The organism is Pseudomonas sp. UFMG81 (assembly GCF_015354575.1).
GTDB lineage: Bacteria > Pseudomonadota > Gammaproteobacteria > Pseudomonadales > Pseudomonadaceae > Aquipseudomonas.
The window spans coordinates 228,956-252,661 of sequence record NZ_JACAFQ010000003.1; the positions used below are offsets into that span (position 1 = coordinate 228,956).

A 23,706-nucleotide genomic window follows, 5' to 3' on the forward strand; every position below is an offset into this window, starting at 1 on the left:
GGCACTGAACTCGCCTGTGGGTAATATGCCCTGCCCCTAACGCCGCCAGAACCCACTCAGGCCGAGCACGGCCGAAGCCCCCAGCCCGGCCCAGGCCAGCGCATCCCAGACCCCATCACCGAGCAGCGCGGCGAACAGCCCGGCGATGCTCAGCAGCGCTACCACGGCCGGCCAGGCGAAGATCCGGCGGGTGCTTTGCGACCTGTGGCTCATGCCCGTGCCTCCTTGGATTTACGCTGCTTGCCCCACCACAGGTACAGGCCGCTGCCGAGCACGATGATGGTCAGCACGTCGAGCACGGCCCAGAGGATCTGCATCGGCCGCCCGCCGTAGTCGCCGAAGTGCAACGGTTGCGACAGGCCCATGGCATCCATGTACCAGGGGCGCTCGCCAACGGCGGTCACCTGGAGCGTGCGAGCGTCGATCAGCACCGGGGTGAACAGGTGCGAGGTCAGGGGCGTGGCGCCGTTCATGAACACCGCGTAGTGGTGCTCGCTGGAGAAGCGGGTGCCGGGGAAAGCGATGAAGTCCGGGCGCATACCGGGTGCGGCCTGTTCGGCAATTTTCAGCAGATCGGTGGCGGGGGCGCGCTCGGTGAGCGCCGGGGCATCGCGGTAGGGGGCGACCATGGCCGCCAGGCTGTCGTTGCGCCAGGCGGCGATCACCAGGTCGGACAGTGCGCTGATCACCCCGGTGACGCCGACCACCAGCGCCCAGCTGAGGGTGACCACGCCAATCAAGTTGTGCAGGTCGAGCCAGCGCAACCGGCGCGACTTGTCGTGGCGCACCGTGGCGAACTTCAGGCGGCGCATGAACGGCGCATAGAGCACGGTACCGGAGACGATCGCCACCACGAACAGCAGGCCCATGAAGGCCAGCAGCAGCTTGCCCGGCAAGCCGGCGAGCATGTCCACGTGCAGGCGCAGCATGAGCATCATGAAGCCACCGTTGGCCGCCGGCATCGCCACCGCCTCACCGGTGCGGGCGTCGAGCATGAAGGTGTGCGAGTCGTTCGGGTCGGTGCCGGCGGTGGCGGCGGTAATGGCGACCACGCCGTTGGGTTCGTCCTTCTCCCAGCCGAAGTACTGCATCACCTCGCCGGGGCGATGCTGCTCGGCCTTGATCACCAGCTGTTGCAGGTCCAGATGCGGGGTGCCGGCGGGCATTTCACGCAGTTCGGGCGCTTCGCCCAGCAGGTGTTCGATTTCGTGGTGGAAGATCAGGGGCAGGCCGGTGAGGGCCAGCAGGAGCATGAAGAGGGTGCAGATGAGGCTGGTCCAGGTGTGGACGAAGGACCAGCGGCGGATGGTTTGGCTTTTCATCACGGTACCGTTTTCGTCTGTTGGACGTTGGGGCTGCTGTGCAGCCCATCGCGGGACAAGCCCGCTCCTACAGGTGTTGCGCTTTACCTGTAGGAGCGGGCTTGTCCCGCGATGGGCCGCGCAGCGGCCCCGGTCACTCAGAACTTGTAGGTGGCGCTGGCGACAACGCTGCGCTGGTCGCCGTAGTAGCAGTAGTAGCCGTCGCAGGTCGAGATGTAGTCCTTGTTCAGCAGGTTGGTGGCATTGATCGCCACCGAGGCGCCCTTGAGGCTGTTGTCCAGGCGGCCCAGGTCATAGTGCACGGCGGCATCGAACACGGTGTAGGCCTTGGCCTTGCCGAGCCAGGTGTTGTCCTGGTTGCCGTAGGTGTTGCCGGTGTAGCGCGCGCCCAGCCCGATACCGAAGCCATCGAGCACGCCGGTGTGCCAGGTGTAGTCGGTCCACAGCGAGGCTTGCTGGTTAGGCATCAGTTGCAGGCGGTTGCCTTTGTACTGGCCGTCCTGCACTTCGGACTTGGCCAGGGTGTAGGCGGCAATCACTTTCAGGTTTTCGGTCACATCGGAAACGGCTTCAAGCTCCAGGCCACGCACCTTCACCTCGCCGGTCTGGCTGGTGACTGCCACGCCGCCTTGGTTGCTGGTGACCGAGACGTTCTTCTGGGTCAGGTCATACACCGCGGCAGACAGTAGGGTGTTGGAGCCCGGTGGTTGGTACTTGATGCCCAGCTCCCATTGCTGGCCTTCGGTTGGCTTGAAGGTCTTGGTGGGGTCTGCGTCCGCGCCGCTGGCCGGCTGGAAGGACTCGGCGTAGGACAGGTAGGGCACGAAACCGGAATCGAAGACGTAGCTGATCGCCGCGTTGCCGCTGAACTTGCTGTCACGCTGGGTGTTGGTGGCATCGCCTTTGTTGAAGAACTTGGTGCCGGTGTGCACCCAGTCCTCGCGCCCACCCAGGGTCAGGCGCCAGTTGTCGAGGGCCATCTGGTCCTGGAGGTAGACGCCGGTCTGCGTGGTTTTCTGGTCGTAGTCATAGAACGCCGTGGAGCGGTCCGGGCGGGTGATCGGCAGGCCGTACACGGGGTTGACGGCATTGGTGGGCGGTACGTTGAAGCCGAAGATCGACAGGTAGTTGTGGTTGGTGCGCTGGTGGTCCAGGCCGATCAGCACGGTATGGCTGATGGCGCCGGTGGAGAAGTCGGCCTGGAAATTGTTGTCGACCGCGAACTGGCTGATGTCTTCATCGACGTTGGTGGACATGCGGCTGACCGTGCCATCGGCCTGCACCGGCCCGCCGGGCTCGTAGTAGGCGCCGGGGGTAATGGTCTGGAAGGCCAGGTCCGACTTGGTGTAACGCAGGTTCTGACGGAACTGCCAGACATCGTTGAAGCGATGCTCGAAGGCGTAGCCCAGCGCGTAGTAGGTGCGGTCGTAGAACTCGTAGTCCGGGTCACCGAGGTTCTTGTGGTGCGAGATCTTGCCGAACGGCATGTCGATCTTGGTGCCCTGGATCGGCCGGAACTGGCTGGTGGCGCCGGTATCGTCGCGGGTGAACTGGCTGAGGAAGGTCAGCTTGGTGTCTTCGTCGATGTTCCAGGTCAGGCTTGGGGCGATGTTGTAGCGTTTGTCGTCGATATGGTCGATCTGGGTGCCGCCATCGCGAACCACGCCACTGAGGCTGTAGAGGAACTGGCCTTGTTCGTCGATCTTGCCGGTGCTGGCGAAGTTGATCTGGCGATGGTTGTCGCTGCCGTACTGCACCTCGATTTCATGGGCGCTTTCGGCTTGCGGGCGGCGGCTGACCATGTCCAGCAGGCCACCGGGCGGGGTCTGGCCATAGATCGACGAGGCCGGGCCGCGCAGCAGCGCCAGGCGGTCGAGGTTCCAGGTTTCGGCTTTGGGGTTGACGTACACGCCGCGGGGCAGCGGCAGGCCGTCGAGGAACTGGGTGGGTTCGAAGCCGCGCACGCGCATCCAGTCGTAGCGGGTGTCGCTGCCGTAGCTGGACGAGACGATGCCGGGCATGTACTTCACGGCGTCATCGAGGCTGTGTACGCCACGGTCGCTCATCTGCTGGCGGGTGGCGACGGAGATGGAGCGGGGCACTTCGACCAGGGCGGTGTCGGTCTTGGTGCCGGCGGCGGTGCGTTTGGCGACGTAGCCGTCCACCGGGCCCCAGGCGCTTTCGCTGTCGCTGGCGGCGTTGATGTTGGTTTCCGGCAGGGTCAGGCCGCCATCGGCGGCCAGGACCAGGCTGTAGCTGCCAGCGCTGCTCTGTTGCAGTTGCAGGCCGGTGCCACGCAGCGCGGCCTGCAAGGCGCCGACGGCGTTGAACTGGCCGTTGACCGGGGCCGAGGTGCGCCCGCTGGCCAGGCTCGGGTCCAGCGCAAGGGTGATGCCGGCCTGGCTGGCGATCTGGTTCAGGGTGCTGGCCAGGGGGGCGCTGGGCAGCGCGTAGCTGCGCATGGCCGATTGCTCGGCAGCGAACAGGGCAGGGCTGGCCAACGGCGTGGCCAGGCCGATGGCCAGGGCCATCAGGCTGGGGCGAAGCAAGGCATCAACAGCGCGGGACATGCAGCGGCTCCTCGACGGATATGTGCTAATTGCTTCCTTGCCGAGCGAGATTGGGAAAGTGACAGGGGCGTTGCAAAAAAAAATGTGAATTGTTTGCTGTGCGTATGGGCGTATCGGGAGTGCTGTACTCGCATCCACACTATGACCTGGGGCCGCTTTGCGGCCCTTCGCGACACAAGGCCGCTCCTACAGGTGACGAGCTCTCACCGTGGTGCTACTTGGCGCTGACGGTCACCCACCATTGCGTGTGGCGTTCGATCTTCACCGGCAGGGCTGGCAGCAGCGAGGCCAGCGCCAGGTCGGTGTCGGTCAGCGGGAAGCTGCCACTCACGCGCAGGTCGGCGACCTCGTCGGCCACGCCCAGGTGGCCGCTGCGGTACTCGCCGAGCCTGGCCACCAGGTCGGCCAGGCGCACGTTGTCGACAACCAGCATGCCGCGGGTCCAGGCGTCGGCACCGACCGCCACCGGGCCCAGGGGCCCCAGGCCATTGGTGTTCATCAAGACCTGCTGGCCTTCGCGCAGCACCTGCTCATCGCCGCTATTCAGGGGTTTGGCCGCGACCGACGACTGCAGTACTTCCAGGCGTGTGCCCGTGGCCTCGCGGCTGACCAGGAACCGTGTGCCCAGCGGGCGCAGGCGGCCATCCTCGGTACGCACCAGCAGTGGGCGGCTGTCTTCGTGGCCGGTTTCCACCGAGATCTCGCCTTGGTGCAGGGTGATCAGCCGTTGCTCGCCCTTGAAGTCGATGTCCACTGCGGTATGGCTGTTGAGGCTCAGCAGCGTGCCGTCTTCCAGGCGCAGGGTGCGCAGCTCGCCGGTGGCGGTGCGCTGGTCGGCCAGCCAGTAGTTCGGTGCCAGCGAGGGGACGCCGGCCCAGGCCAGCAGGCCGCCGATCAGCAGCATGCCGGCCAGGCCACCGAGCTGGCGACGCAGGCCGACCCGCGACTGCATCAGGGCATGGCGTGCGGGGCCGGCGGCGGTGCTGACGCGTTGGTCGAGCAGGCCCAGTTGCAGCCAGGCGCGGGCATGTTCCTCGTCGGCGGCGTGCCAGCGCATGAACTCGTTGCGTTCGTCCGTGCTGCCGCTGCCTTCGTCCAGGCACAGCTTCCAGGCGATGGCCGCTTCCAGTACGGCGCTGGACACCGGTGCGTGGCTCATGTCGGCTCCCCAAACAGGGCGATATAGCACTGGCGCATGCCTTGGGCGATGTACTGGCGCACCCGGGAGACGGACACCCCCAGGCGCTCGGCGATCTCGGCGTGGCCCATGCCGTCCAGGCGGTTGTGCAGGAACGCGGCGCGGGCCTTGCTCGACAGTTTGCCGAGCAGGCGGTCGATGGCCTTGAGGTCTTCGAGGATCAGGTGCTGCACTTCCGGGGAGGGTTGTTCGGCTTCGGGGACCAACGCCAGCTCGGCCAGGTAGGCCTGCTCCAGCGCGGCACGGCGGAAGTGGTCGAACAGCAGGCCCTTGGCCACGGCGACCAGGAAGGCGCGGGGTTCGCGGGGCGTGTCCAGCTGTTCGCGGCCGAGCAGGCGCACGAAGGTGTCCTGGCTCAGGTCCTCGGCGCGCTGGCGGCAGGCGGTGCTGCGTTGCAGCCAGGCCAGCAGCCAGCCGCGATGGTCGCGGTACAGTGCTGTGACCAGCTCGGCATGTGGGCTCTGCGCAGACGTCAAGGAACGTCCCCCGATAAAGAATGCGTTAACTAACGATAATTATTCGCGATTGTGGCAGAGGCGGGGGTGGGGGCGCAATTGACGCTTATCGGATTGCCATTACAGCTGAAGGATTGCCAATGCTCTGTGTAGGAGCGGCCTTGCCGGGGCGCCGGACCGGCCGGAAAGGGCCGCAAAGCGGCCCCAGCAGTATTGAGGCGTACTTGAAATAGTGGGGACGCTGTGCGGCCCATTCGCGACACAAGGCCGCTCCTACAGAACACTGCGCGGCCAGGCCATTACAACCCGTGGCTCTGCACCTTGCGTCGCCGCCACTGCTTGAGCCTCTGCTCCAGCTGCAACGGGCTGTCCAGCTGTTGGCGGCGAGCCTGGCTGAACAGGATCAGGGCCAGTTCGGCGGTAACCTGGGCGTCGGCGCTGGCGTGGTGGCGGGCCTGCACCTCCAGGCCGAAACGGGCCACCCAGTCGTCCAGCCCGGCCTCGCGCAGCACGGTGTCGGGGTTGAGCATGGGCGCCAGTTCCGCCACATCGAAGAACAGATGCTGCAAGCGCAGCCCCAGGCTGGCCTTCAATGCCCGGGCCAGCATGTGCTGGTCGAACGGTGCGTGGAAGGCCAGCACCGGGCTGTCGCCGATGAAGGCCATGAGGTCGAGCAGTGCTTCGGCCGGGTCGCAGCCGGCCGCCAGGGCGCTGGGGCCCAGGCGGTGGATCAGCACGCTGGCGTTGGTCTTCTGTTCTGGGCGGTGCAGGGTGCGTTCGAACGGATGGCCCAGGTCGATGGCGCCGTCCTCGATGGCCACCGCACCGATCGACAGCACCTGGTCGCGGTTGAGGTTGAGGCCGCTGGTCTCAAGGTCCAGCACCACCCAGCGCTGTTCGCGCAGGGAGCAGACGCCCAATGGCGCGGGCCGGGGGAGTTCGGCCAGGCGCTGACGCACGCCGTCATCGAGCATTGGGGCAGACGGGCGCAGCCAGGCGAACAGGTTCACAGCTGGTACCGCAAGGCCAGGCTGCTTTGCAGGCGCTGGGCCTGGCGCAGGGACTCGCGCAGGATGCGCCGGTCGAGGTGGTTGAGGCTGTCCGGGTCGAGGCGGTTGGAGTACGGCAGGTTGTCGCGGGTCTGGCGCTGGTGCTGCTGCATGCGGGTTTGCTGGATGAAGTGGTAGGCCTCCTCGAAGGCCGCGCCGTCCAGTGCGTCGATGACGCCCTTGTCGACCAGCTGGCGCAGGCGCTCCAGGGTATTGCAGGCGGGGATGCCATGGGCCAGGGCCAGCAACCGGGCACCGTCGACGAAGGGCGTCAGGCCCTGCACCTTGAGGTCGAGGGTGGCGGCCTTGTCGTCGCCCTGGCGGGTGAGTACGAAGTCGCGCAAGCGCCCCACGGGCGGGCGCTGGCGCAGGGCGTTGTCGGCCATCATGCGCTGGAAGATGCGGTTGTCGGCCACCTGCTCCAGCAGACCGCGGCGCAGTTGCTCGCAACCTTGCTCGTCGCCCCAGACCACGCGCAGGTCGAAATAGATGCTCGAACCCAGCAGGTTCTGCGGGCTGGCCTCGCGCACGAAACTGGCGAAACGCCGTGCCCACTCGCTGCGCGACAGGCACAGTTCGGGGTTGCCGGCCATCACGTTACCCTTGCACAGGGTGAAGCCGCACTGGGCGAGGTCGTGATTGATCTGCTGGGCCAATGGCAGCAGCTTGGCACGGATGGCCTCGGCCTCGGCGCGGTCGCTGGCCTCGAACAGGATGCCGTTGTCCTGGTCGGTGTGCAGGGTCTGCTCGCGGCGGCCTTCGCTGCCGAAGCACAGCCAGCTGAACGGTACGCCCGGGTCGCCGCGCTCGGCGATGGCCAGCTCGATCACCCGGCACACGGTGTGGTCGTTGAGCAGGGTGATGATCTGGGTGATCTGGGTCGAGGACGCGCCGTGGGCGAGCATGCGCTCGACCAGCTGGCCGATCTCGCCGCGCAGCGACACCAGGGTGTCCAGGCGCGGGGCATGGCGGATGGTGCGCGCCAGGTGCACCAGGTCGACCCGTTGCAGGGAGAACAGGTCGCGCTCGGAAATCACCCCGCACAGGCGTTGGTTCTCGACCAGGCAGACGTGAGCGATATGCCGCTCGGTCATCGCCATGGCGGCATCGAAGGCGCTGGCTTGGGGAGGCAGGTAGAACGGCTGGGCGGTCATGTAGCGCTCGATTGGCGCGGTCAGCTCGGCGCTGGCGTCGGCGACCACCTGGCGCAGGTCACGCAGGGTGAAGATGCCGGTGGGGTAGCGTTGTTCATCGACGATGACGATGCTGCCGACCTGCTGCTCGTGCATCAGCCGCACGGCTTCGCGCAGCGGTGTATCGGCGCTGCACGCCACCGGGTGACGCAAGGCCAGCTCGCCCAGCGGGGTGTTCAGCGAGTACTGGGTGCCGAGGGTTTCCACGGCCTTGTGCCGCACCTGCTGGTTGACCTGGTCGAGCAGGCTGCTGACCCCGCGCAGGGCGAAGTCGCGGAAGGCGTCGGACATGGAGAACACACGGATGAACGCGGCCTTGTCCAGTTGCAGGCAGAAGGTATCCTCGCCCGCCAGGTGTTCGGTGCGGGTAGCCCGTTCGCCGAGCAGTGCGGCCAGGGGGAAGCATTCGCCGCTGGCGATCTCGAAGGTGGTTTCGGTGCCTGGGCGGGTGACATGTTGGCGCTCGCCCACCACCCGGCCTTGCTTGACGATGTAGAAGTGCTCGACCGGGCCGTCGGCGGGCTTGATGATGCTTTCGCCGCTGGCGTAGAAGCGCAGCTGGCACTGTTCCACCAGGTAGGCCAGGTGGCCCTGTTCCATCTGGTTGAACGGCGGGAAGCGCTGCAGGAACTGCAGGGTGCCCTGGATGTTCTGCAGCACCGCCGTCCTGCCGGCTTGGGTGTAGGCGTCCTTTTTGCTCATGAAGCTGACCGTATCGCTACGCCGAACTATATATATCTATCTATAAGGCTCGGCTTTGTTGTTCTCGGCCTCCATGGTCGGCTGGCGGCCGTGTGGTGCCCATTGGACGTAAGTCTAGGGGCAGGGCTGTCAGGGACCCGACGAAAGGCGAACCCGGTCGCGCGGTAACCGCGGTCCTATTGAGCGAACACGTGTTTTTGACGAGATCACCATGGCTGAGCATGACGATATTCTGAGTGACGCCGAGCGAGAGGCGTTGGCCGTGGTGAGTGCGCCGGTCGCGCCCAAGCCGGTGGTGCTGGTGGTGGATGACAACCCGGTTAACAGCGAAGCGTTGTGCCTGTACCTGAAGAGCCGGGGCATTGCCTGCATGACCGCCGATGGTGCGCAGGATGCCCTGTTCAAGCTGCACTATGAACCCCGGATCGCGCTGATGATCACTGACCTGCGGATGGAGCCGAAGGATGGCTTGGACTTGATTCGGCAGATTCGCGAATCGGAGCGAGCAGCGTTGTCGATCATCGTGGTGTCGGGCGACACCGATGTGAAGGAGGCGGTGGACGTGATGCACCTGGGGGTGGTGGATTTCTTGCTCAAGCCGGTGGATCTGGGGAAGCTTTTGGCGCTGGTGAAAAGAGAGTTACGGATCGAATAGCGGCGTTGGGGCATTCGCGGCGGTTCGGCGCACCGACAAGCCCGCTCCCACAGGTATTGTGCTGCCCTTCAGAGCAGTGGAGCACCTGTGGGAGCGGGCTTGCCCGCGAATAGGCCTTACAGCCCGTTACGCGCCTTGAACTCGCGGCGACGACGGTGCAGCACTGGCTCGGTGTAGCCGTTCGGCTGCTTGGCACCTTCGACCACCAGCTCGATCGCTGCCTGGAACGCGATGTTGTCATCGAAGTTCGGCGCCATCGGGCGGTACAGGGCGTCACCGGCGTTCTGCTTGTCCACCACCGCGGCCATGCGCTTGAGGCTTTCCAGCACCTGCTCCTGGGTGACCACGCCATGGCGCAGCCAGTTGGCCAGCAGCTGGGCCGAGATGCGCAGGGTGGCGCGGTCTTCCATCAGGCCGACATCGTTGATGTCCGGCACCTTCGAGCAACCCACACCCTGGTCGATCCAGCGCACTACGTAGCCAAGGATGCCCTGGGCGTTGTTGTCCAGCTCGTTGCGGATCTCCTCGGCCGACCAGTTGGTGTCGGTGGCCAGCGGGATGGTCAGGATGTCGTCCACCGACGCCGGGGTACGCGACGCCAGCTCGCGCTGCCGGGCCTGTACGTCGACCTTGTGGTAGTGCAGGGCGTGCAGGGTGGCGGCGGTCGGCGACGGTACCCAGGCGGTGTTGGCGCCGGCCAGCGGGTGGGCGATCTTCTGCTCGAGCATCGCGGCCATCAGGTCGGGCATGGCCCACATGCCCTTGCCGATCTGCGCGCGGCCTTGCAGGCCGGTGGCCAGGCCCACGTCGACGTTGTTGTTCTCGTAGGCGCCGATCCACTTCTCGTTCTTCATGGCGCCCTTGCGCACCACGGCGCCGGCTTCCATCGAGGTGTGGATTTCGTCACCGGTGCGGTCGAGGAAGCCGGTGTTGATGAACACCACGCGCTCGGCGGCGGCCTTGATGCAGGACTTGAGGTTGACCGTGGTGCGGCGCTCCTCGTCCATGATGCCGACCTTGACGGTGTTGCGCTTCATGCCCAGCAGGTCTTCGACGCGGCTGAAGATCTCGGCGGCGAACGCCACTTCTTCCGGGCCGTGCATCTTCGGTTTGACGATGTACACGCTGCCGGTGCGGGTGTTCTTGCGGCTGGTGTTGCCGTTGAGGTTGTGCAGGGCGATCAGGTTGGTGAACAGGCCGTCCTGGATACCTTCGGGGATTTCGTTGCCCTGGGCGTCGAGGATCGCCGGGTTGGTCATCAGGTGACCTACGTTGCGCACGAACAGCAGCGAACGACCGTGCAGGGTGACGCTGCCACCGTTGGGGGCGGCGTACTCGCGGTCCGGGTTCATGGTGCGGGTGAAGGTCTTGCCGCCCTTGCTCACGCTTTCGGCCAGGTCGCCTTTCATCAGGCCCAGCCAGTTGCGGTAGACCACCACCTTGTCGTCGGCATCGACGGCGGCGACCGAGTCTTCGCAGTCCATGATGGTGGTCAGCGCCGACTCCATCAGGATGTCTTTCACGCCGGCGGCGTCGGTGCTGCCAACCGGGGTGGTGGCGTCGACCTGGATTTCGAAGTGCAGGCCGTTGTGCTTGAGCAGTACGGCAGTCGGTGCGCTTGCGTCGCCATGGAAACCGATGAACTGGGCGTCGTCACGCAGGCCGCTGTTGCTGCCACCCTTGAGGGCGACCACCAGCTTGCCGCCTTCGATGCGGTAGGCGGTGGAATCGACGTGGGAACCGGCGGCCAGTGGCGCGGCTTGGTCGAGGAAGGCACGGGCGAAGGCGATGACCTTGTTGCCACGCAGCTTGTTGTAGCCCTGGCCCTTTTCGGCGCCGCCTTCGTCGCTGATGACGTCGGTGCCGTACAGCGCGTCATACAGCGAGCCCCAACGGGCGTTGGCGGCGTTCAGGGCGAAGCGGGCATTCATCACCGGCACCACCAGCTGCGGGCCGGCCATGACGGCGATTTCTTCGTCGACGTTTTGCGTGGTGGCCTGGAAATCGTCGGCTTGTGGCAGCAGGTAGCCGATTTCCTGGAGGAATGCTTTATAGGCTACGGCGTCGTGCGCCTGGCCTTGGCGTGCCTGGTGCCAGGCGTCGATCTTGGCTTGCAGCTCGTCGCGCTTGGCGAGCAGGGCTTTGTTCTTGGGAGCGAGGTCGTTGATGATCTCTGCCGCCCCGGCCCAGAACGTGTCGGCCTTGATGCCGGTTCCAGGGATCGCTTCGTTGTTGACGAAGTCGTACAGGGCCTTGGCGACCTGAAGGCCACCGACTTGAACGTATCCAGTCATTGCTTGCCTCACCTCTGCTCAGCTATTTCGCTTTCGCTCTTCTGTATTAAGCCTGTAGCGCTTCTCTAAACACGGCACCAGTGCATGCACTCGTTGCGCGAGCGCGGCTGGGTGCGGCTCGCCAGACAGGCTGGCGGGCGGTTGGCGTATTTTCACAGGCGCCTTGGCAGACATCGAAACGACGTTTTGTAGTCCGCGTCGGCGCATACTACATGAAGCAGCAGGCAGGTGAACATCAGACTAAAAGCGTCGCTCTGCGACCGGTTGGTCGCATGGGGTCACGCTGGGAGACGGTATGTTCGCAAAAAACAGGTGGATTGTTCCAGATAAATCTTGAAACAGTACACGATTGGTTGGTGGGACTGTCCTGCGGCAGGTTGCCGCGCCTTGCCTATACTGATGCGGTCGCCGTTTGCGGTCGCCGTCGCGGCCCGTTCTGAACGCTTAAGGAGTGGCCCGTGGACCATCTTGTACTCACCGTGATCGCCCCCGACAAGGCCGGGCAGGTCGAGCGTATCGCCCAGTGTATCGCCGAGCACAACGGTAACTGGCTGGAAAGCCGCATGTCGCGCATGGCCGGGCAGTTCGCCGGCATTCTGCGTGTGGCGGTGCCAGCGGAGAACTATGACGAGCTGGTCGAGTCGCTGCACAAGCTGGGCGAGCACAACATTCGCGTGCTGATCGCCGAGAGCGGCATCGAACCCTCCTGTACCTGGAAGCCGATCGCCATGGAGCTGGTGGGCAACGACCGGCCGGGCATCGTCCGTGATATCACCCGTTTGCTGGCCGAGCAAGGGGTGAACGTGGAGCGACTGAGCACCGAGGTGCGCCCGGCACCGATGAGCAGCGAGCCGCTGTTCCGTGCCGATGCCTTGCTGGCGCTGCCGTTGACCTTGTCGCTGGATGATCTGCAGCGGCGGCTGGAGAGCCTGGCGGATGACCTGATGGTGGAATTGAAGTTGCGGCCGGAGGAGTAAACCGTTGAACCAGGTTATCCCCGATTTCAGGGGTACGCCTCTGTGGATAACCTGGGGGTGCAGCGCTACAGGCCACAGGCGGCGCTGGTTAGCGAGATGTGATCAAAAAACACCCAACAATCAGTAGCTTGTGCACAAAGCACGGGGACGAGGGTGTGGATAACCTCTGGAGACCTTGCCGCAGGCCACGTATTCCGCGGCCTGCACAGGTTTGGTTAAATTTTGATCAGGCGCGCTTGCGCAGGCTGAGCCAGGCATCGACGCTATACACAGCCAAACCGGCCCAGATGCAGGCGAAGGCCAGCAGCGTGCTGGACGACAGGTGCTCGCCGAACAGCAGCACTGCCTGCAACAGCACCAGGGTCGGTGCCAGGTATTGCAGGAAGCCCAGGGTGGTGTAAGGCAGGTGGCGTGCAGCGGCGTTGAAGCACACCAGCGGCACCAGGGTCACCGGGCCGGCAGCGATCAGCCACAGCGCTTCGCTGCTGCTGAAGAAGTCCATGTTGGCGCTGTTCGCAGCCGGGTGCAGCAGCAACCAGCCAATGGCCAAGGGCACCAGCATCCAGGTTTCGACCACCAGCCCAGGCAATGCAGCCACAGGCGCCTGTTTGCGGATCAGCCCATAGAAGCCGAACGACAAGGCCAGCGCCAGTGACACCCAGGGCAGGCTACCGACCTGCCACACCTGCTGTGCCACCCCCAGCGCCGCCAGCCCCACCGCCAGCCATTGCAGGCGGCGCAAGCGTTCGCCGAGCAGCAGCATGCCCAGCAACACATTGATCAGCGGGTTGATGTAGTAGCCCAGGCTGGCCTCGAGCATGCGCCCGTTGTTCACCGCCCACACATAGGTCAGCCAGTTGCCGGCGATCAGCGCCCCGCTCAGGGCCAGGATCGCCAGGCGCCGTGGGTTGTCGCGCAGTTCGCGCCACCAGCCGGGGTGTTTCCATACCAGCAGCAGGAGCGAACCGAACAGCGCCGACCAGAGCACCCGGTGAACGATGATTTCCACCGCCGGGACGCTCTGTATGGCTTTGAAGTACAGGGGGAACAGGCCCCAGATGATGTAGGCGGCGAGGCCCAGAATGTACCCGCGACGCGGGTTGGCGGCGTGCATGCAAAATCCTTGCTTAGGTAGCTAAATAACGCGACGCCTATTGTAGACAGCTTGCCGCGCGCTTCTAGAACAATTTCAGCGGTTCTTCATCCAGTGCGGCGATCTGTTCGCGCAAGGCGAGGATCTGGTCACCCCAGTAGCGCGGCTGGCCGAACCAAGGGAAGCTCGGCGGGAACGCCGGGTCGTCCCAGCGCCGTGCCAGCCAGGCGCTGTAGTGCAGCTGGCGCAGGGCGCGCAGCGGCTCGATCAGGGCCAGCTCGCGCGGGTCGAAATCGTGGAACTCGTTGTAGCCGTCGATCAGTTCGGCCAACTGGCCCAAACGCTCCTCGCGGTTGCCGGCGAGCATCATCCACAGGTCCTGCACCGCGGGGCCCATGCGGCAGTCGTCGAGGTCGACCATGTGATAGGCCTCGTCGCGGTACATCAGGTTGCCGGGGTGCAGGTCACCGTGCAGGCGGGTGATCTGGTGCGGTGTGCGGGCGTAGATGTCCTCGACACGTTTGAGCAGGTCGCGGGCCACGGACTCGAAAGCCGGCAGCAGCTCGCGGGGGACGAAGCCGCCTTCGAGCAAGGTGTTCAGTGAGGCATGGCCGAAGTTATCCACCGCCAGATGTTCGCGGTGTTGGAATGGCCGGGTGGCGGCGACGGCGTGCAGGCGGCCGAGCAGCTGGCCAAGGCGGTACAGCTGGTCGAGGTTGCCGGGCTCCGGCGCATGGCCGCCACGGCGGGGGAACAGGGCGAAGCGGAAGCCCGCGTGCTCGAACAGCGAGCGCCCTTCATGTTGCAGCGGCGCCACCACGGGCACTTCGCAGTCGGCCAGCTCGGCGCTGAAGGCGTGCTCTTCGAGGATCGCCGTATCGCTCCAGCGCCCTGGGCGGTAGAACTTGGCGATCAGCGGTTGCGCCCCTTCGATGCCCACCTGGTACACGCGGTTCTCATAACTGTTGAGCGCCAGCACCCGCGCGTCGCTGAGAAAGCCCAGGCTTTCAACGGCGTCCAGCACGAGGTCGGGGGTGAGGGTGTCGAAGGGGTGGGACATCAGGCGCTCCAGGCAGGGGGACAGCATGGGCGCATGGTAGCGCAGATTGCCCATGGCTTGAGGCCAGCGCGTACCCGGTGGGAGCAGCTGTCTTGCTCACAATTTAAAGACCTCGCGCGATCCCTGTGGGAGCGGCGGTTCGCCGCTGCGACTTGCCCGCGAACACGGGCGCAGCCCGTGCCAGGCTAGACGGGGACGCCCAGGAGTACGTTGGCGGGATGGAATTGCGCACGCAGCTCGCTGCCGGGCCGAATACCCTGGCATGCCAGCCAGTCGGTTTCGGCGAATGCGCACAAGGTCTGGCCATTGCCCAGCGCCAGGCGCACCTCGCAGGCATCGTCCTCCGCCGGCAGGACCTCCTCGACGCGGGTTGCCAGGCAATTGCTGCCGTGCTCGGCCTCCTCCTGCGCCCCCAGCAACCGCACCCAGCCGGCCTTGAGCAGCGCCACCACGGTGGAACCGAGCGACAGCTCCAGCCCTTCCGTGCTCCCGGGCGTGATCAGCGCCTCGATTTGCAACCCACCGCCCAGGGCCAGGCTGATGCGGTCATGCCGGCCTTCGCGGCGCAGCGCGGTGATCTGACCTTGCAATTGATTGCGTGCGCTGGTGCGCAGCATCAGCCGGCCAAGCAGGTCGAGGTCACTGGTCTCTTCCGCGGCTTCGAGCAGTTGCGCCTGTAGCGCTTGCAGGCGCTGGTACAGGCGCAGCACCCGCTCACCTTCGGCGGATAGCCGCGCACCGCCGCCGCCACGCCCGCCGGTGCTGCGCTCCACCAGGGGCTGGCTGGCCAGGTTGTTGAGCTCGTCGATGGCATCCCATGCGGCTTTGTAGCTGATTCCTGCGGCTTTGGCGGCGCGCGTGATCGAGCCTTGTTCGGCGACGTGCTGCAACAGCGCGATGCGCTGTGGGCGGCGGGCAATGTGCTGGGTGAGCAGGGCGGGCAGGGACATGGGCAGGGTTCGGGTGTGGTGGGGGTGCTGCGACGTTGCCGCCCACCTGCGGCCAAGTCAAGCCTGGCCCGGCCTGGGGGTGCGGGCCAGGCAGTAGATATCCACACGACGGGCGCCAGATTTGCGCAGCAACCGGGCGATCGCCTGGGCGGTGGTGCCAGTGGTCAGCACATCATCGACCACCGCCAGGTGCAGGCCTTCGACATCGGCGCCGGGGCGCAGCGCGAAGGCTTGGCGCAGGTTGCGTCGCCGCGCCCTGGCGCCCAGGGCCTGCTGCGTAGGGGTGTCGCGGGTGCGTTCGAGCACGCTTTCGTCGCTGTGCAGCCGCAATTGCCTGGCCAGCCAGCGGGCCAGCATCGCTGCCTGGTTGAAACCACGCTGGCGCAGCCGACGCCGTGCCAGTGGCACCGGCAACAGCCGGTCGGGGCGGGGCAGGCCTTCGCCGTAGCGGTGTTCCAGCGCATAGCCGAGCAACTGCGCCATCAGCCGCCCCAGTGGCCACTGGCTGTTGTGCTTGAAGCGGCTGATCAGGGTGTCGACCGGAAAACCATATTCCCACGTGGCGATCACTTGCTTGAACGCTGGGGCATGGCGCCGGCAGGTGCTGCAGACCAAGCCATCCATGGCCAGTGGCAAGGCGCAGCGCAGGCATTGGTCACCCAGCCACGGCAGCTCGCCTTCGCAGGCCGTGCACAGCGGATAGGCTTGCCTGGCGGGCTCGTCACAAAGCAAACACAATTGATCGATATTTAAACAGTTGTAAACCAGTGATTTTATGTTTGGTTGACAGTTCATGGGCCTTCCGTGACTATTCGGGCTATCCGTGATGCGCTGTAGGGCTTTGTTGTCCCGGCGTCAGTCAGACCCTAGATAAGGAAACGCCGATGAGCGCCAGCGCAATTGCAACAACACGTCACGACTGGTCCCTGGCCGAGGTCAAGGCCCTGTTCCAGCAACCGTTCAATGACTTGCTGTTCCAGGCGCAGACCGTGCACCGCGCGCACTTCGACCCCAACCGCGTGCAGGTGTCGACGCTGCTGTCGATCAAGACCGGCGCCTGCCCGGAAGATTGCAAATATTGTCCGCAGTCCGGTCACTACAACACCGGGCTGGAAAAACAGAAGTTGATGGAAGTGCAGAAAGTGCTGGAAGAGGCCGCCCGGGCCAAGGCCATCGGCTCGACCCGCTTCTGCATGGGCGCGGCGTGGAAGCACCCGTCGGCCAAAGACATGCCTTACGTGCTGGAGATGGTCAAAGGGGTCAAGGCCATGGGCCTGGAAACCTGCATGACCCTCGGCAAGCTCGACCAGGAGCAGACCCAGGCCCTGGCCCAGGCCGGCCTGGACTACTACAACCACAACCTCGACACCTCGCCCGACTTCTACACCAGCATCATCACCACCCGCACCTACAGCGAGCGCCTGCAAACGCTGGCCTATGTGCGTGACGCGGGCATGAAGATCTGCTCGGGCGGGATCCTCGGCATGGGAGAGTCGCTGGACGACCGCGCAGGCCTGTTGATCCAGCTGGCCAACCTGCCGGAGCACCCGGAGTCGGTGCCGATCAACATGCTGGTCAAGGTCGCCGGCACACCGCTGGCCAATGCAGAAGACGTCGACCCGTTCGACTTCATCCGCATGCTGGCGGTCGCCCGTATCCTCATGCCCAAGTCCCACGTGCGGCTGTCCGCCGGCCGCGAGCAGATGAACGAGCAGATGCAGGCCCTGGCCTTCATGGCCGGCGCCAACTCGATCTTCTACGGCGAGAAGCTGCTGACCACCGCCAACCCGCAGGCCGACAAGGACATGCAACTGTTCGCCCGCCTCGGCATCCAGCCCGAAGCCCGCGAAGAGCACGCCGACGAAGTGCATCAGGCGGCCATCGAGCAGGCGCTGGTCGAGCAGCGCAGCAGCGAGCTGTTCTACGACGCAGCCTCGGCCTGAACATGGCCTTCGACCTCGCCGCGCGGCTGGCCGAACGGCGTGCCGCGGACCTTTACCGCCAGCGACCACTGCTGGAAAGCCCGCAAGGGCCGCAGGTGGTGGTCGATGGCCAGCCGCTGCTGGCCTTTTGCAGCAACGACTACCTGGGGTTGGCCAACCACCCCGAGGTTATCCAGGCGTGGCGCGATGGCGCCGAACGCTGGGGCGTGGGTGGTGGCGCTTCGCATTTGGTGATTGGCCACAGCACGCCGCACCATCAGGTCGAGGAAGCCCTCGCCGAGCTGACCGGGCGGCCGCGGGCGCTGCTGTTCTCCACCGGCTACATGGCCAACCTCGGCGCCATCACCGCGCTGGTGGGGCAGGGCGACACGGTGCTGCAAGACCGCCTCAACCATGCCTCTTTGCTCGATGGTGGTCTGCTCAGTGGTGCCCGTTTCAGCCGCTATCTGCATAACGACCCGGCCAGCCTGGCCAGCCGCCTGGACAAGGCCACCGGCAATACCCTGGTGGTGACCGATGGCGTGTTCAGCATGGACGGCGATTGTGCAGACCTGCCGGCGCTGGCGCAGGTAGCGCGAGCCCGTGGTGCCTGGCTGATGGTCGATGACGCCCATGGCCTGGGCACGCTGGGCGCCAACGGTGGCGGCCTGGTCGAGCAGTTTGGGCTGGGGGTCGATGATGTGCCGTTACTGATCGGCACGCTGGGCAAGGCGTGCGGCACCTCGGGCGCTTTCGTCGCGGGTAGCGAAGAGCTGATCGAAGCGTTGGTGCAATTTGCCCGCCCCTACATCTACACCACCAGTCAGCCACCGGCGCTGGCCTGCGCCACACTCAAGGCGCTTGAACTGCTGCAGCGCGAGCGCTGGCGCCGCGAGCACCTGGCCGCGTTGATCCGCCAGTTCCGTGAGGGCGCCGAGCAGATCGGCCTCACGCTCATGGATAGCCACACGGCGATCCAGCCGATCCTGATCGGTGATGCTGCGCGGGCCATGGCGCTGTCGAGGATGCTGCGCGAGCGCGGGTTGTTGGTGACGGCGATCCGCCCACCCACCGTGCCTGCCGGCAGCGCGCGCTTGCGCGTCACCCTGAGCGCCGCCCACAGCCAGGCGCAGGTCCAGCTATTGTTGAATGCATTGGCCGAGTGCCATCCACAGCTGGAGCCCGCCGATGCGTAACCGACTGATTCTCTTGCCCGGCTGGGGGCTGGGCACCGCCTCGCTGGAGCCGCTGGCCGCCAGCCTGCGCGCCCAGGATTCACGCCTTCAGGTCGAGCTGATGCCGCTGCCGGAACTGGCCGACAGCGACGTGCAGGCCTGGGTCGAGCACCTCGACCGTCTGCTGCCGACCGACACCTGGCTGGGCGGCTGGTCGCTGGGTGGCATGCTGGCCAGCGAGCTGGCGCACAAACGTGGTGACCATTGCTGCGGGCTGCTCACGCTGGCCAGCAACCCCAGCTTCGTTGCCCGGCCGGACTGGCCGCACGGCATGGCGCAGGACACCTTCGGTACCTTCCTCGACGGTTGCCGTAGCCACACCCAGGTCACCCTCAAGCGCTTTCGCACCCTGTGCAGCGACGGCGCGTTGCAGCCGCGCACGTTGCTGCGCCAGCTGGGCGTGGGGGTGCCCGATACCGATCCGTTGTACTTGGCCAGCGGCCTTGAAGTGTTGGCCAAGCTGGACACCCGCAGCGCCCTGGAGCACTACGGCGGCCCGCAACTGCACCTGTTCGCCGGCAGCGATGCGCTGGTGCCGGCGGATGCGGCCAAGGCCCTGAGCGACCTGTTGCCAGACGTGGAAGTCGGGCTGGTCGAAGACAGTTCCCACGCCTTCCTGCTGGAATACCCACAGGAGCTGGCGGCGGGTATCAAGAGTTTCCTGCATGAGAGTGGCGATGACTGACCTTTCCCAGCCCACCCTGCCCGGCAGCCTGCCGGACAAGCGCCAGGTGGCGGCTTCGTTTTCCCGCGCGGCGGCCAGCTACGACAGCGTCGCGGCCTTGCAGCGCGCGGTGGGCGTGGGGTTGCTGGACCGCTTGCCAGAAGACCTGGCCCCGCTGCGCTGGCTCGACCTGGGCAGCGGCACGGGGCATTTCAGCCGGGTGCTGGCCGAACGCTTCACTGCGGCCAGCGGTGTGGCCGTCGACATCGCCGAAGGCATGCTGCGCCACGCACGCGAGCAGGGTGGCGCGCAGCACCATGTGGCCGGTGATGCCGAACGGCTGCCGCTGCGCGATGCCAGCATCGACCTGCTGTTCAGCAGCCTGGCGGTGCAGTGGTGTGGCCAGTTCGCCAGTGTCCTGGGCGAGGCCCGGCGGGTGCTGCGTCCGGGCGGTGTCATGGCCTTCAGCAGCCTGTGCGTGGGCACCCTCGATGAACTGCGTGCCAGCTGGCAGGCGGTGGACGGGATGGTCCATGTCAATCGCTTCCGCCAGTTCGAGGACTACCAGCGACTGTGTGGCGAAAGCGGGCTGCAACTGCTCGGCCTGGAGCGTCGCGCCCATGTGCTGCACTACGCCGATGTGCGCAGCCTGACCCATGAACTGAAGGCGCTCGGCGCCCATAATCTCAACCCCGGGCGGCCTTCGGGGCTCACCGGGCGGGCGCGGATGCAGGGGCTTTTGCAGGCCTACGAGCAGTTCCGCCAGCCCGAGGGGCTGCCGGCCACCTACCAGGTGGTCTATGGTGTGCTGCGCAAGCCCATGGCAGAGGAGCAATGAGATGAGCCAGGCCTATTTCATCGCCGGTACCGACACCGATGTGGGCAAGACCACCATCGCGGCCGGGCTGCTGCATGCGGCCCGGCAACTGGGGCTGAGCACGCTGGCCGCCAAGCCGGTGGCCTCGGGGTGCACGGTCACGGCGAAAGGCTTGCGTAATAGTGATGCCCTGGCGCTGATCGATGAAAGCTCGATCAAACTGCCCTATGAAGCGGTCAACCCGTTCGCCTTCGAGCCGGCCATCGCGCCGCATGTGGCTGCGCGTGAGGCCGGTGTGGCGTTGAGCGTGCCGGTGTTGCGCGACGCCATGCTGCACGTGCTGGCGCAGAACGCTGACTTCACCCTGGTCGAAGGCGCCGGTGGCTGGCGCGTGCCGCTCTCCGACCACGCCAACTTGTCTGACCTGGCCATTGCCCTGGGGCTGCCGGTGATCCTGGTGGTCGGGGTGCGCCTCGGCTGCATCAACCACGCACTGCTGAGTGCCGAAGCCATCGCCCGGGATGGGCTGCAACTGGCCGGGTGGGTGGCGAACATCGTCGACCCGCGGACGTCGCGGCTGGAAGAGAATCTCTCGAGCCTGGCCGAGCGCTTGCCAGCGCCTTGCCTGGGGCGGGTACCTTGGCTCAAGCAAGCCGGGGCGGAGGCGGTGGCCGCACACTTGCAACTGGACCTGCTGGATTAGCCTATCGTCGCTGTTCGCCGGCAAGGCCGGCTCCTACGGATTCTGTATCACATCGGGGTGAGGCATCACTCGGATCTATTGGATGGCACTAGGCTATTAGCGATTTAAACGGGCCTTTTGCCGGGTGTGCTGCTTTAATAAGGCCTGTTCACTATCCAGCGTCATGGAGTCCTGACATGGAAATCAACACCGGCTCCGCCTTCTACGCGGGCCTTGGGGCCATTCAAACTGGCCAGAACCGCGTCGACCAGGCCGCCCAGCAGATCGCCGGCAGCGTGGTCGAGCGGGGCAATACCAGCCAGTCCAGCGACTACCAGGCCGAGCGCTTGCGCGGTGTCGACCGCAGCCAGCAACTGGACTTGGCCACCAGTACCGTGCAATTGGCACTGGGCAAGCAGGAAGTCGAACTGGGCGTGAAAGTCGCCAAGGCTTCGGACGAAATGCTCGGTCGTTTCATCGACACCTACGCCTGATCGTCACAGCGCATCCAGCAACATCGCGGGGCAAGCCCGCTCCCACGCCCCGTCCTGTGGCGTTGCGTGGGGGCGAGCTTGCCCCGCGATGCGTTTGAAGGGTAGTGGCGTAAATGCCATGTTCGGCGGCTGAAATGGCGCCACACCTTTCTTGACATCGGCGCCACCTAAACGTAAGTTTCAAACACTTGTTTGATCGATAGCCGCCAAGCGTTGGTCGGTGTCAGCGGTCTCCCCAGAGAACTCATCACAGAGGTTCATCGCAATGCCTGATTACAAAGCCCCCTTGCGTGATATCCGCTTCGTCCGCGACGAACTGCTTGGCTATGCAGCGCACTATGAGAGCCTGCCGGGCTGCCAGGACGCTACGCCCGACATGGTCGACGCGATCCTGCAGGAAGGCGCGAAGTTCTGTGAAGAGGTACTGGCCCCGCTGAACCGCGTCGGCGACCTGGAAGGCTGCACCTGGAGCGAGTCAGGTGTTAAGACCCCGACCGGCTTCAAGCAAGCCTATGAGCAGTTCGTCGAAGGCGGCTGGCCGAGCCTGGCCCATGACGTCGAGCACGGCGGCCAGGGCCTGCCAGAGTCGCTGGGCCTGGCCCTGAGCGAAATGGTCGGTGAGTCGAACTGGTCGTGGGGCATGTACCCAGGCCTGTCCCACGGCGCGATGAACACCATCTCCGAGCACGGCACCCCCGAGCAGCAGCACACCTACCTGACCAAGCTGGTATCCGGCGAATGGACCGGCACCATGTGCCTGACCGAACCGCACTGCGGCACCGACCTGGGCATGCTGCGCACCAAGGCCGAACCTCAGGCCGACGGCAGCTACAAAGTGTCCGGCACCAAGATCTTCATCTCGGCTGGTGAGCACGACATGGCCGATAACATCGTCCATATCGTCCTGGCCCGCCTGCCCGATGCCCCGGCCGGCACCAAGGGTATTTCGCTGTTCATCGTGCCCAAGTTCCTGCCCAACGCCGAAGGCGGTGTGGGTGAGCGCAACGGCGTCAGCTGCGGTTCGCTCGAGCACAAGATGGGCATCCACGGCAACGCCACTTGCGTGATGAACTTCGACAGCGCCACCGGCTTCCTGATCGGCCCAGCCAACAAGGGCCTGAACTGCATGTTCACCTTCATGAACACCGCTCGCCTGGGTACCGCGCTGCAAGGCCTGGCCCACGCCGAAGTGGCGTTCCAGGGTGGCCTGAAGTACGCCCGTGACCGCCTGCAAATGCGCTCGCTGACCGGCCCGAAAGCACCGGAAAAGGCGGCCGACCCGATCATCGTCCACCCGGACGTGCGTCGTATGCTGCTGACCATGAAGGCCTTTGCCGAAGGCAACCGCGCGATGGTCTACTTCACCGCCCAGCAAGTGGACATCGTCAAGTACAGCCAGGATGAAGAGGCCAAGAAAAAGGCCGACGCCCTGCTGGCGTTCCTGACCCCGATCGCCAAGGCGTTCATGACCGAAGTCGGCTTCGAGGCCGCCAACCACGGTGTGCAGATCTACGGTGGCCACGGTTTCATCGCCGAGTGGGGCATGGAGCAGAACGTGCGCGATAGCCGCATCTCCATGCTGTACGAAGGCACCACCGGTATCCAGGCCCTCGACCTGCTCGGCCGTAAAGTGCTGATGACCCAGGGCGAAGCCCTCAAGGGCTTCACCAAGATCGTTCACAAGTTCTGCCAGGGGCAGGAAGGCAACGAGGCCACCAAGGAGTTCGTCGAGCCACTGGCCGCGATCAACAAGGAGTGGGGCGAGCTGACCATGAAGATCGGCATGGCCGCGATGAAGGACCGCGAGGAAGTGGGTGCCGCTTCGGTGGACTACCTGATGTACTCCGGCTACGCGTGCCTGGCCTACTTCTGGGCCGACATCGCCCGCCTGGCCGCCGAGAAGCTGGCTGCCGGCACCAGCGAAGAGGCGTTCTACACCGCCAAGCTGCAGACCGCGCGCTTCTACTTCCAGCGCATCCTGCCGCGTACCCGCACCCACGTTGCGGCGATCCTGTCGGGTGCTGACAACCTGATGGCGATGAAGGAAGAAGACTTCGGTCTGTCCATCTAAGCCCGTCGGTTGTACAAAAAACCGCCTGCCCTCACCGGCAGGCGGTTTTTTTTTGGTTCGGGCTTCAGCAACAGGCAGCGTGTGCCCCTAGTGGGAGCGGGTTTACCCGCGAATAGGTCAGTACAGCCGCCAGCGCATTCGCGGGTGAACCCGCTCCCACAAGGCGTGTGGAAATCGACCAGGTGTCGCATCCAGTAACGAACACGTCTCAAGCATCCCGCCTGACCGCCGTTAAACCGACGCCAATATTCATCTATTCATGTGCGTTGCCGATGAACTAGGGGCACAATGCCATTATTGATC

At 65.3% G+C, this 23,706-nt stretch carries 21 protein-coding genes; 9 read left to right on the forward strand and 12 right to left on the reverse strand.

The annotated features are described in order from the left end of the window. Nucleotides 1-36 precede the first annotated feature (36 nt). The 7 genes from IX761_RS04065 to IX761_RS04095 form a co-directional block, all read right to left on the reverse strand. The gene (locus tag IX761_RS04065; protein ID WP_194788342.1) at nucleotides 37-213 is read right to left on the reverse strand and encodes a hypothetical protein; all 177 of its coding nucleotides are present in this window, start codon (nucleotides 211-213) and stop codon (nucleotides 37-39) included. Continuing rightward, nucleotides 210-1,322: a PepSY-associated TM helix domain-containing protein gene (locus IX761_RS04070; RefSeq protein WP_194788343.1), complete on the reverse strand. Its 1,113-nt coding sequence runs from the start codon at nucleotides 1,320-1,322 to the stop codon at nucleotides 210-212. The genes IX761_RS04065 and IX761_RS04070 overlap by 4 nt, the downstream gene beginning before the upstream one ends. Nucleotides 1,323-1,459: 137 nt before the next feature. Beyond that, complete coding sequence (locus IX761_RS04075) at nucleotides 1,460-3,892, reverse strand: TonB-dependent siderophore receptor (protein ID WP_194788344.1); 2,433 nt, start codon at nucleotides 3,890-3,892, stop codon at nucleotides 1,460-1,462. A 214-nt stretch (nucleotides 3,893-4,106) separates the two neighbouring features. Further along, entirely contained in the window at nucleotides 4,107-5,051 is a 945-nt protein-coding gene (locus tag IX761_RS04080) for a FecR domain-containing protein (protein WP_194788345.1), read from the reverse strand. Continuing rightward, nucleotides 5,048-5,566 (reverse strand): RNA polymerase sigma factor, encoded by a 519-nt coding sequence (locus IX761_RS04085; protein WP_194788346.1) that lies wholly within the window; start codon nucleotides 5,564-5,566, stop codon nucleotides 5,048-5,050. Before IX761_RS04085 ends, IX761_RS04080 begins: the two co-directional genes overlap by 4 nt. 278 nt (nucleotides 5,567-5,844) lie before the next feature. Next, entirely contained in the window at nucleotides 5,845-6,555 is a 711-nt protein-coding gene (locus tag IX761_RS04090) for a PolC-type DNA polymerase III (RefSeq protein WP_194788347.1), read from the reverse strand. Further along, on the reverse strand, nucleotides 6,552-8,489 hold the full coding sequence (locus tag IX761_RS04095; RefSeq protein WP_194788348.1) for a putative nucleotidyltransferase substrate binding domain-containing protein: 1,938 nt from the start codon (nucleotides 8,487-8,489) through the stop codon (nucleotides 6,552-6,554). Before IX761_RS04095 ends, IX761_RS04090 begins: the two co-directional genes overlap by 4 nt. 211 nt (nucleotides 8,490-8,700) lie before the next feature. Here IX761_RS04095 and IX761_RS04100 point away from each other — a divergent pair, with 211 nt between their 5' ends. Then, nucleotides 8,701-9,144 carry a response regulator gene (locus tag IX761_RS04100; RefSeq protein ID WP_194788349.1) on the forward strand — a complete coding sequence of 148 codons (444 nt, stop codon included), beginning with the start codon at nucleotides 8,701-8,703 and terminating at the stop codon, nucleotides 9,142-9,144. A 116-nt stretch (nucleotides 9,145-9,260) separates the two neighbouring features. On the opposite strand, the gene IX761_RS04105 is transcribed toward IX761_RS04100, so the two are convergent. Further along, on the reverse strand, nucleotides 9,261-11,438 hold the full coding sequence (locus IX761_RS04105; RefSeq protein WP_194788350.1) for a malate synthase G: 2,178 nt from the start codon (nucleotides 11,436-11,438) through the stop codon (nucleotides 9,261-9,263). Between the two features lie 458 nt (nucleotides 11,439-11,896). Between IX761_RS04105 and IX761_RS04110 the strand changes: the two genes are divergently transcribed. Further along, nucleotides 11,897-12,415 carry a glycine cleavage system protein R gene (locus tag IX761_RS04110; protein WP_194788351.1) on the forward strand — a complete coding sequence of 173 codons (519 nt, stop codon included), beginning with the start codon at nucleotides 11,897-11,899 and terminating at the stop codon, nucleotides 12,413-12,415. A gap of 226 nt (nucleotides 12,416-12,641) precedes the next feature. Here the strand turns inward: IX761_RS04110 and rarD are convergent, their stop codons facing one another. From rarD to IX761_RS04130, 4 genes are all read right to left on the reverse strand, one after another. Continuing rightward, nucleotides 12,642-13,529, reverse strand: coding sequence for an EamA family transporter RarD (gene rarD / locus IX761_RS04115; RefSeq protein ID WP_194788352.1), 888 nt, complete (start codon nucleotides 13,527-13,529; stop codon nucleotides 12,642-12,644). Between the two features lie 64 nt (nucleotides 13,530-13,593). Continuing rightward, nucleotides 13,594-14,568, reverse strand: coding sequence for a serine/threonine protein kinase (locus IX761_RS04120; RefSeq protein ID WP_194788353.1), 975 nt, complete (start codon nucleotides 14,566-14,568; stop codon nucleotides 13,594-13,596). A 185-nt stretch (nucleotides 14,569-14,753) separates the two neighbouring features. Continuing rightward, nucleotides 14,754-15,518 carry a TOBE domain-containing protein gene (locus IX761_RS04125; RefSeq protein WP_194788354.1) on the reverse strand — a complete coding sequence of 255 codons (765 nt, stop codon included), beginning with the start codon at nucleotides 15,516-15,518 and terminating at the stop codon, nucleotides 14,754-14,756. 57 nt (nucleotides 15,519-15,575) lie between these two features. Further along, complete coding sequence (locus IX761_RS04130) at nucleotides 15,576-16,313, reverse strand: ComF family protein (protein WP_194788355.1); 738 nt, start codon at nucleotides 16,311-16,313, stop codon at nucleotides 15,576-15,578. An 89-nt stretch (nucleotides 16,314-16,402) separates the two neighbouring features. Between IX761_RS04130 and bioB the strand changes: the two genes are divergently transcribed. The 7 genes from bioB to IX761_RS04165 all read left to right on the forward strand — a co-directional run bounded on the left by bioB (nucleotide 16,403) and on the right by IX761_RS04165 (nucleotide 23,403). Continuing rightward, the gene (gene bioB / locus IX761_RS04135; RefSeq protein ID WP_194788356.1) at nucleotides 16,403-17,461 is read left to right on the forward strand and encodes a biotin synthase BioB; all 1,059 of its coding nucleotides are present in this window, start codon (nucleotides 16,403-16,405) and stop codon (nucleotides 17,459-17,461) included. Between the two features lie 2 nt (nucleotides 17,462-17,463). Further along, nucleotides 17,464-18,636, forward strand: a complete 1,173-nt coding sequence (bioF, locus tag IX761_RS04140; RefSeq protein WP_194788357.1) for an 8-amino-7-oxononanoate synthase — start codon at nucleotides 17,464-17,466, stop codon at nucleotides 18,634-18,636. After that, on the forward strand, nucleotides 18,629-19,360 hold the full coding sequence (locus IX761_RS04145; protein WP_194788358.1) for an alpha/beta fold hydrolase: 732 nt from the start codon (nucleotides 18,629-18,631) through the stop codon (nucleotides 19,358-19,360). Before bioF ends, IX761_RS04145 begins: the two co-directional genes overlap by 8 nt. Then, entirely contained in the window at nucleotides 19,353-20,177 is an 825-nt protein-coding gene (bioC, locus tag IX761_RS04150) for a malonyl-ACP O-methyltransferase BioC (RefSeq protein ID WP_194788359.1), read from the forward strand. Before IX761_RS04145 ends, bioC begins: the two co-directional genes overlap by 8 nt. 1 nt (nucleotide 20,178) lies before the next feature. Beyond that, nucleotides 20,179-20,859, forward strand: a complete 681-nt coding sequence (gene bioD / locus IX761_RS04155) for a dethiobiotin synthase (protein ID WP_194788360.1) — start codon at nucleotides 20,179-20,181, stop codon at nucleotides 20,857-20,859. A 176-nt stretch (nucleotides 20,860-21,035) separates the two neighbouring features. Beyond that, nucleotides 21,036-21,332 carry a pyrroloquinoline quinone biosynthesis protein PqqE gene (locus tag IX761_RS04160; RefSeq protein WP_194788361.1) on the forward strand — a complete coding sequence of 99 codons (297 nt, stop codon included), beginning with the start codon at nucleotides 21,036-21,038 and terminating at the stop codon, nucleotides 21,330-21,332. A gap of 265 nt (nucleotides 21,333-21,597) precedes the next feature. Beyond that, nucleotides 21,598-23,403, forward strand: a complete 1,806-nt coding sequence (locus tag IX761_RS04165) for a phenylacyl-CoA dehydrogenase (protein WP_194788362.1) — start codon at nucleotides 21,598-21,600, stop codon at nucleotides 23,401-23,403. The last annotated feature ends 303 nt before the right edge of the window (nucleotides 23,404-23,706 follow it).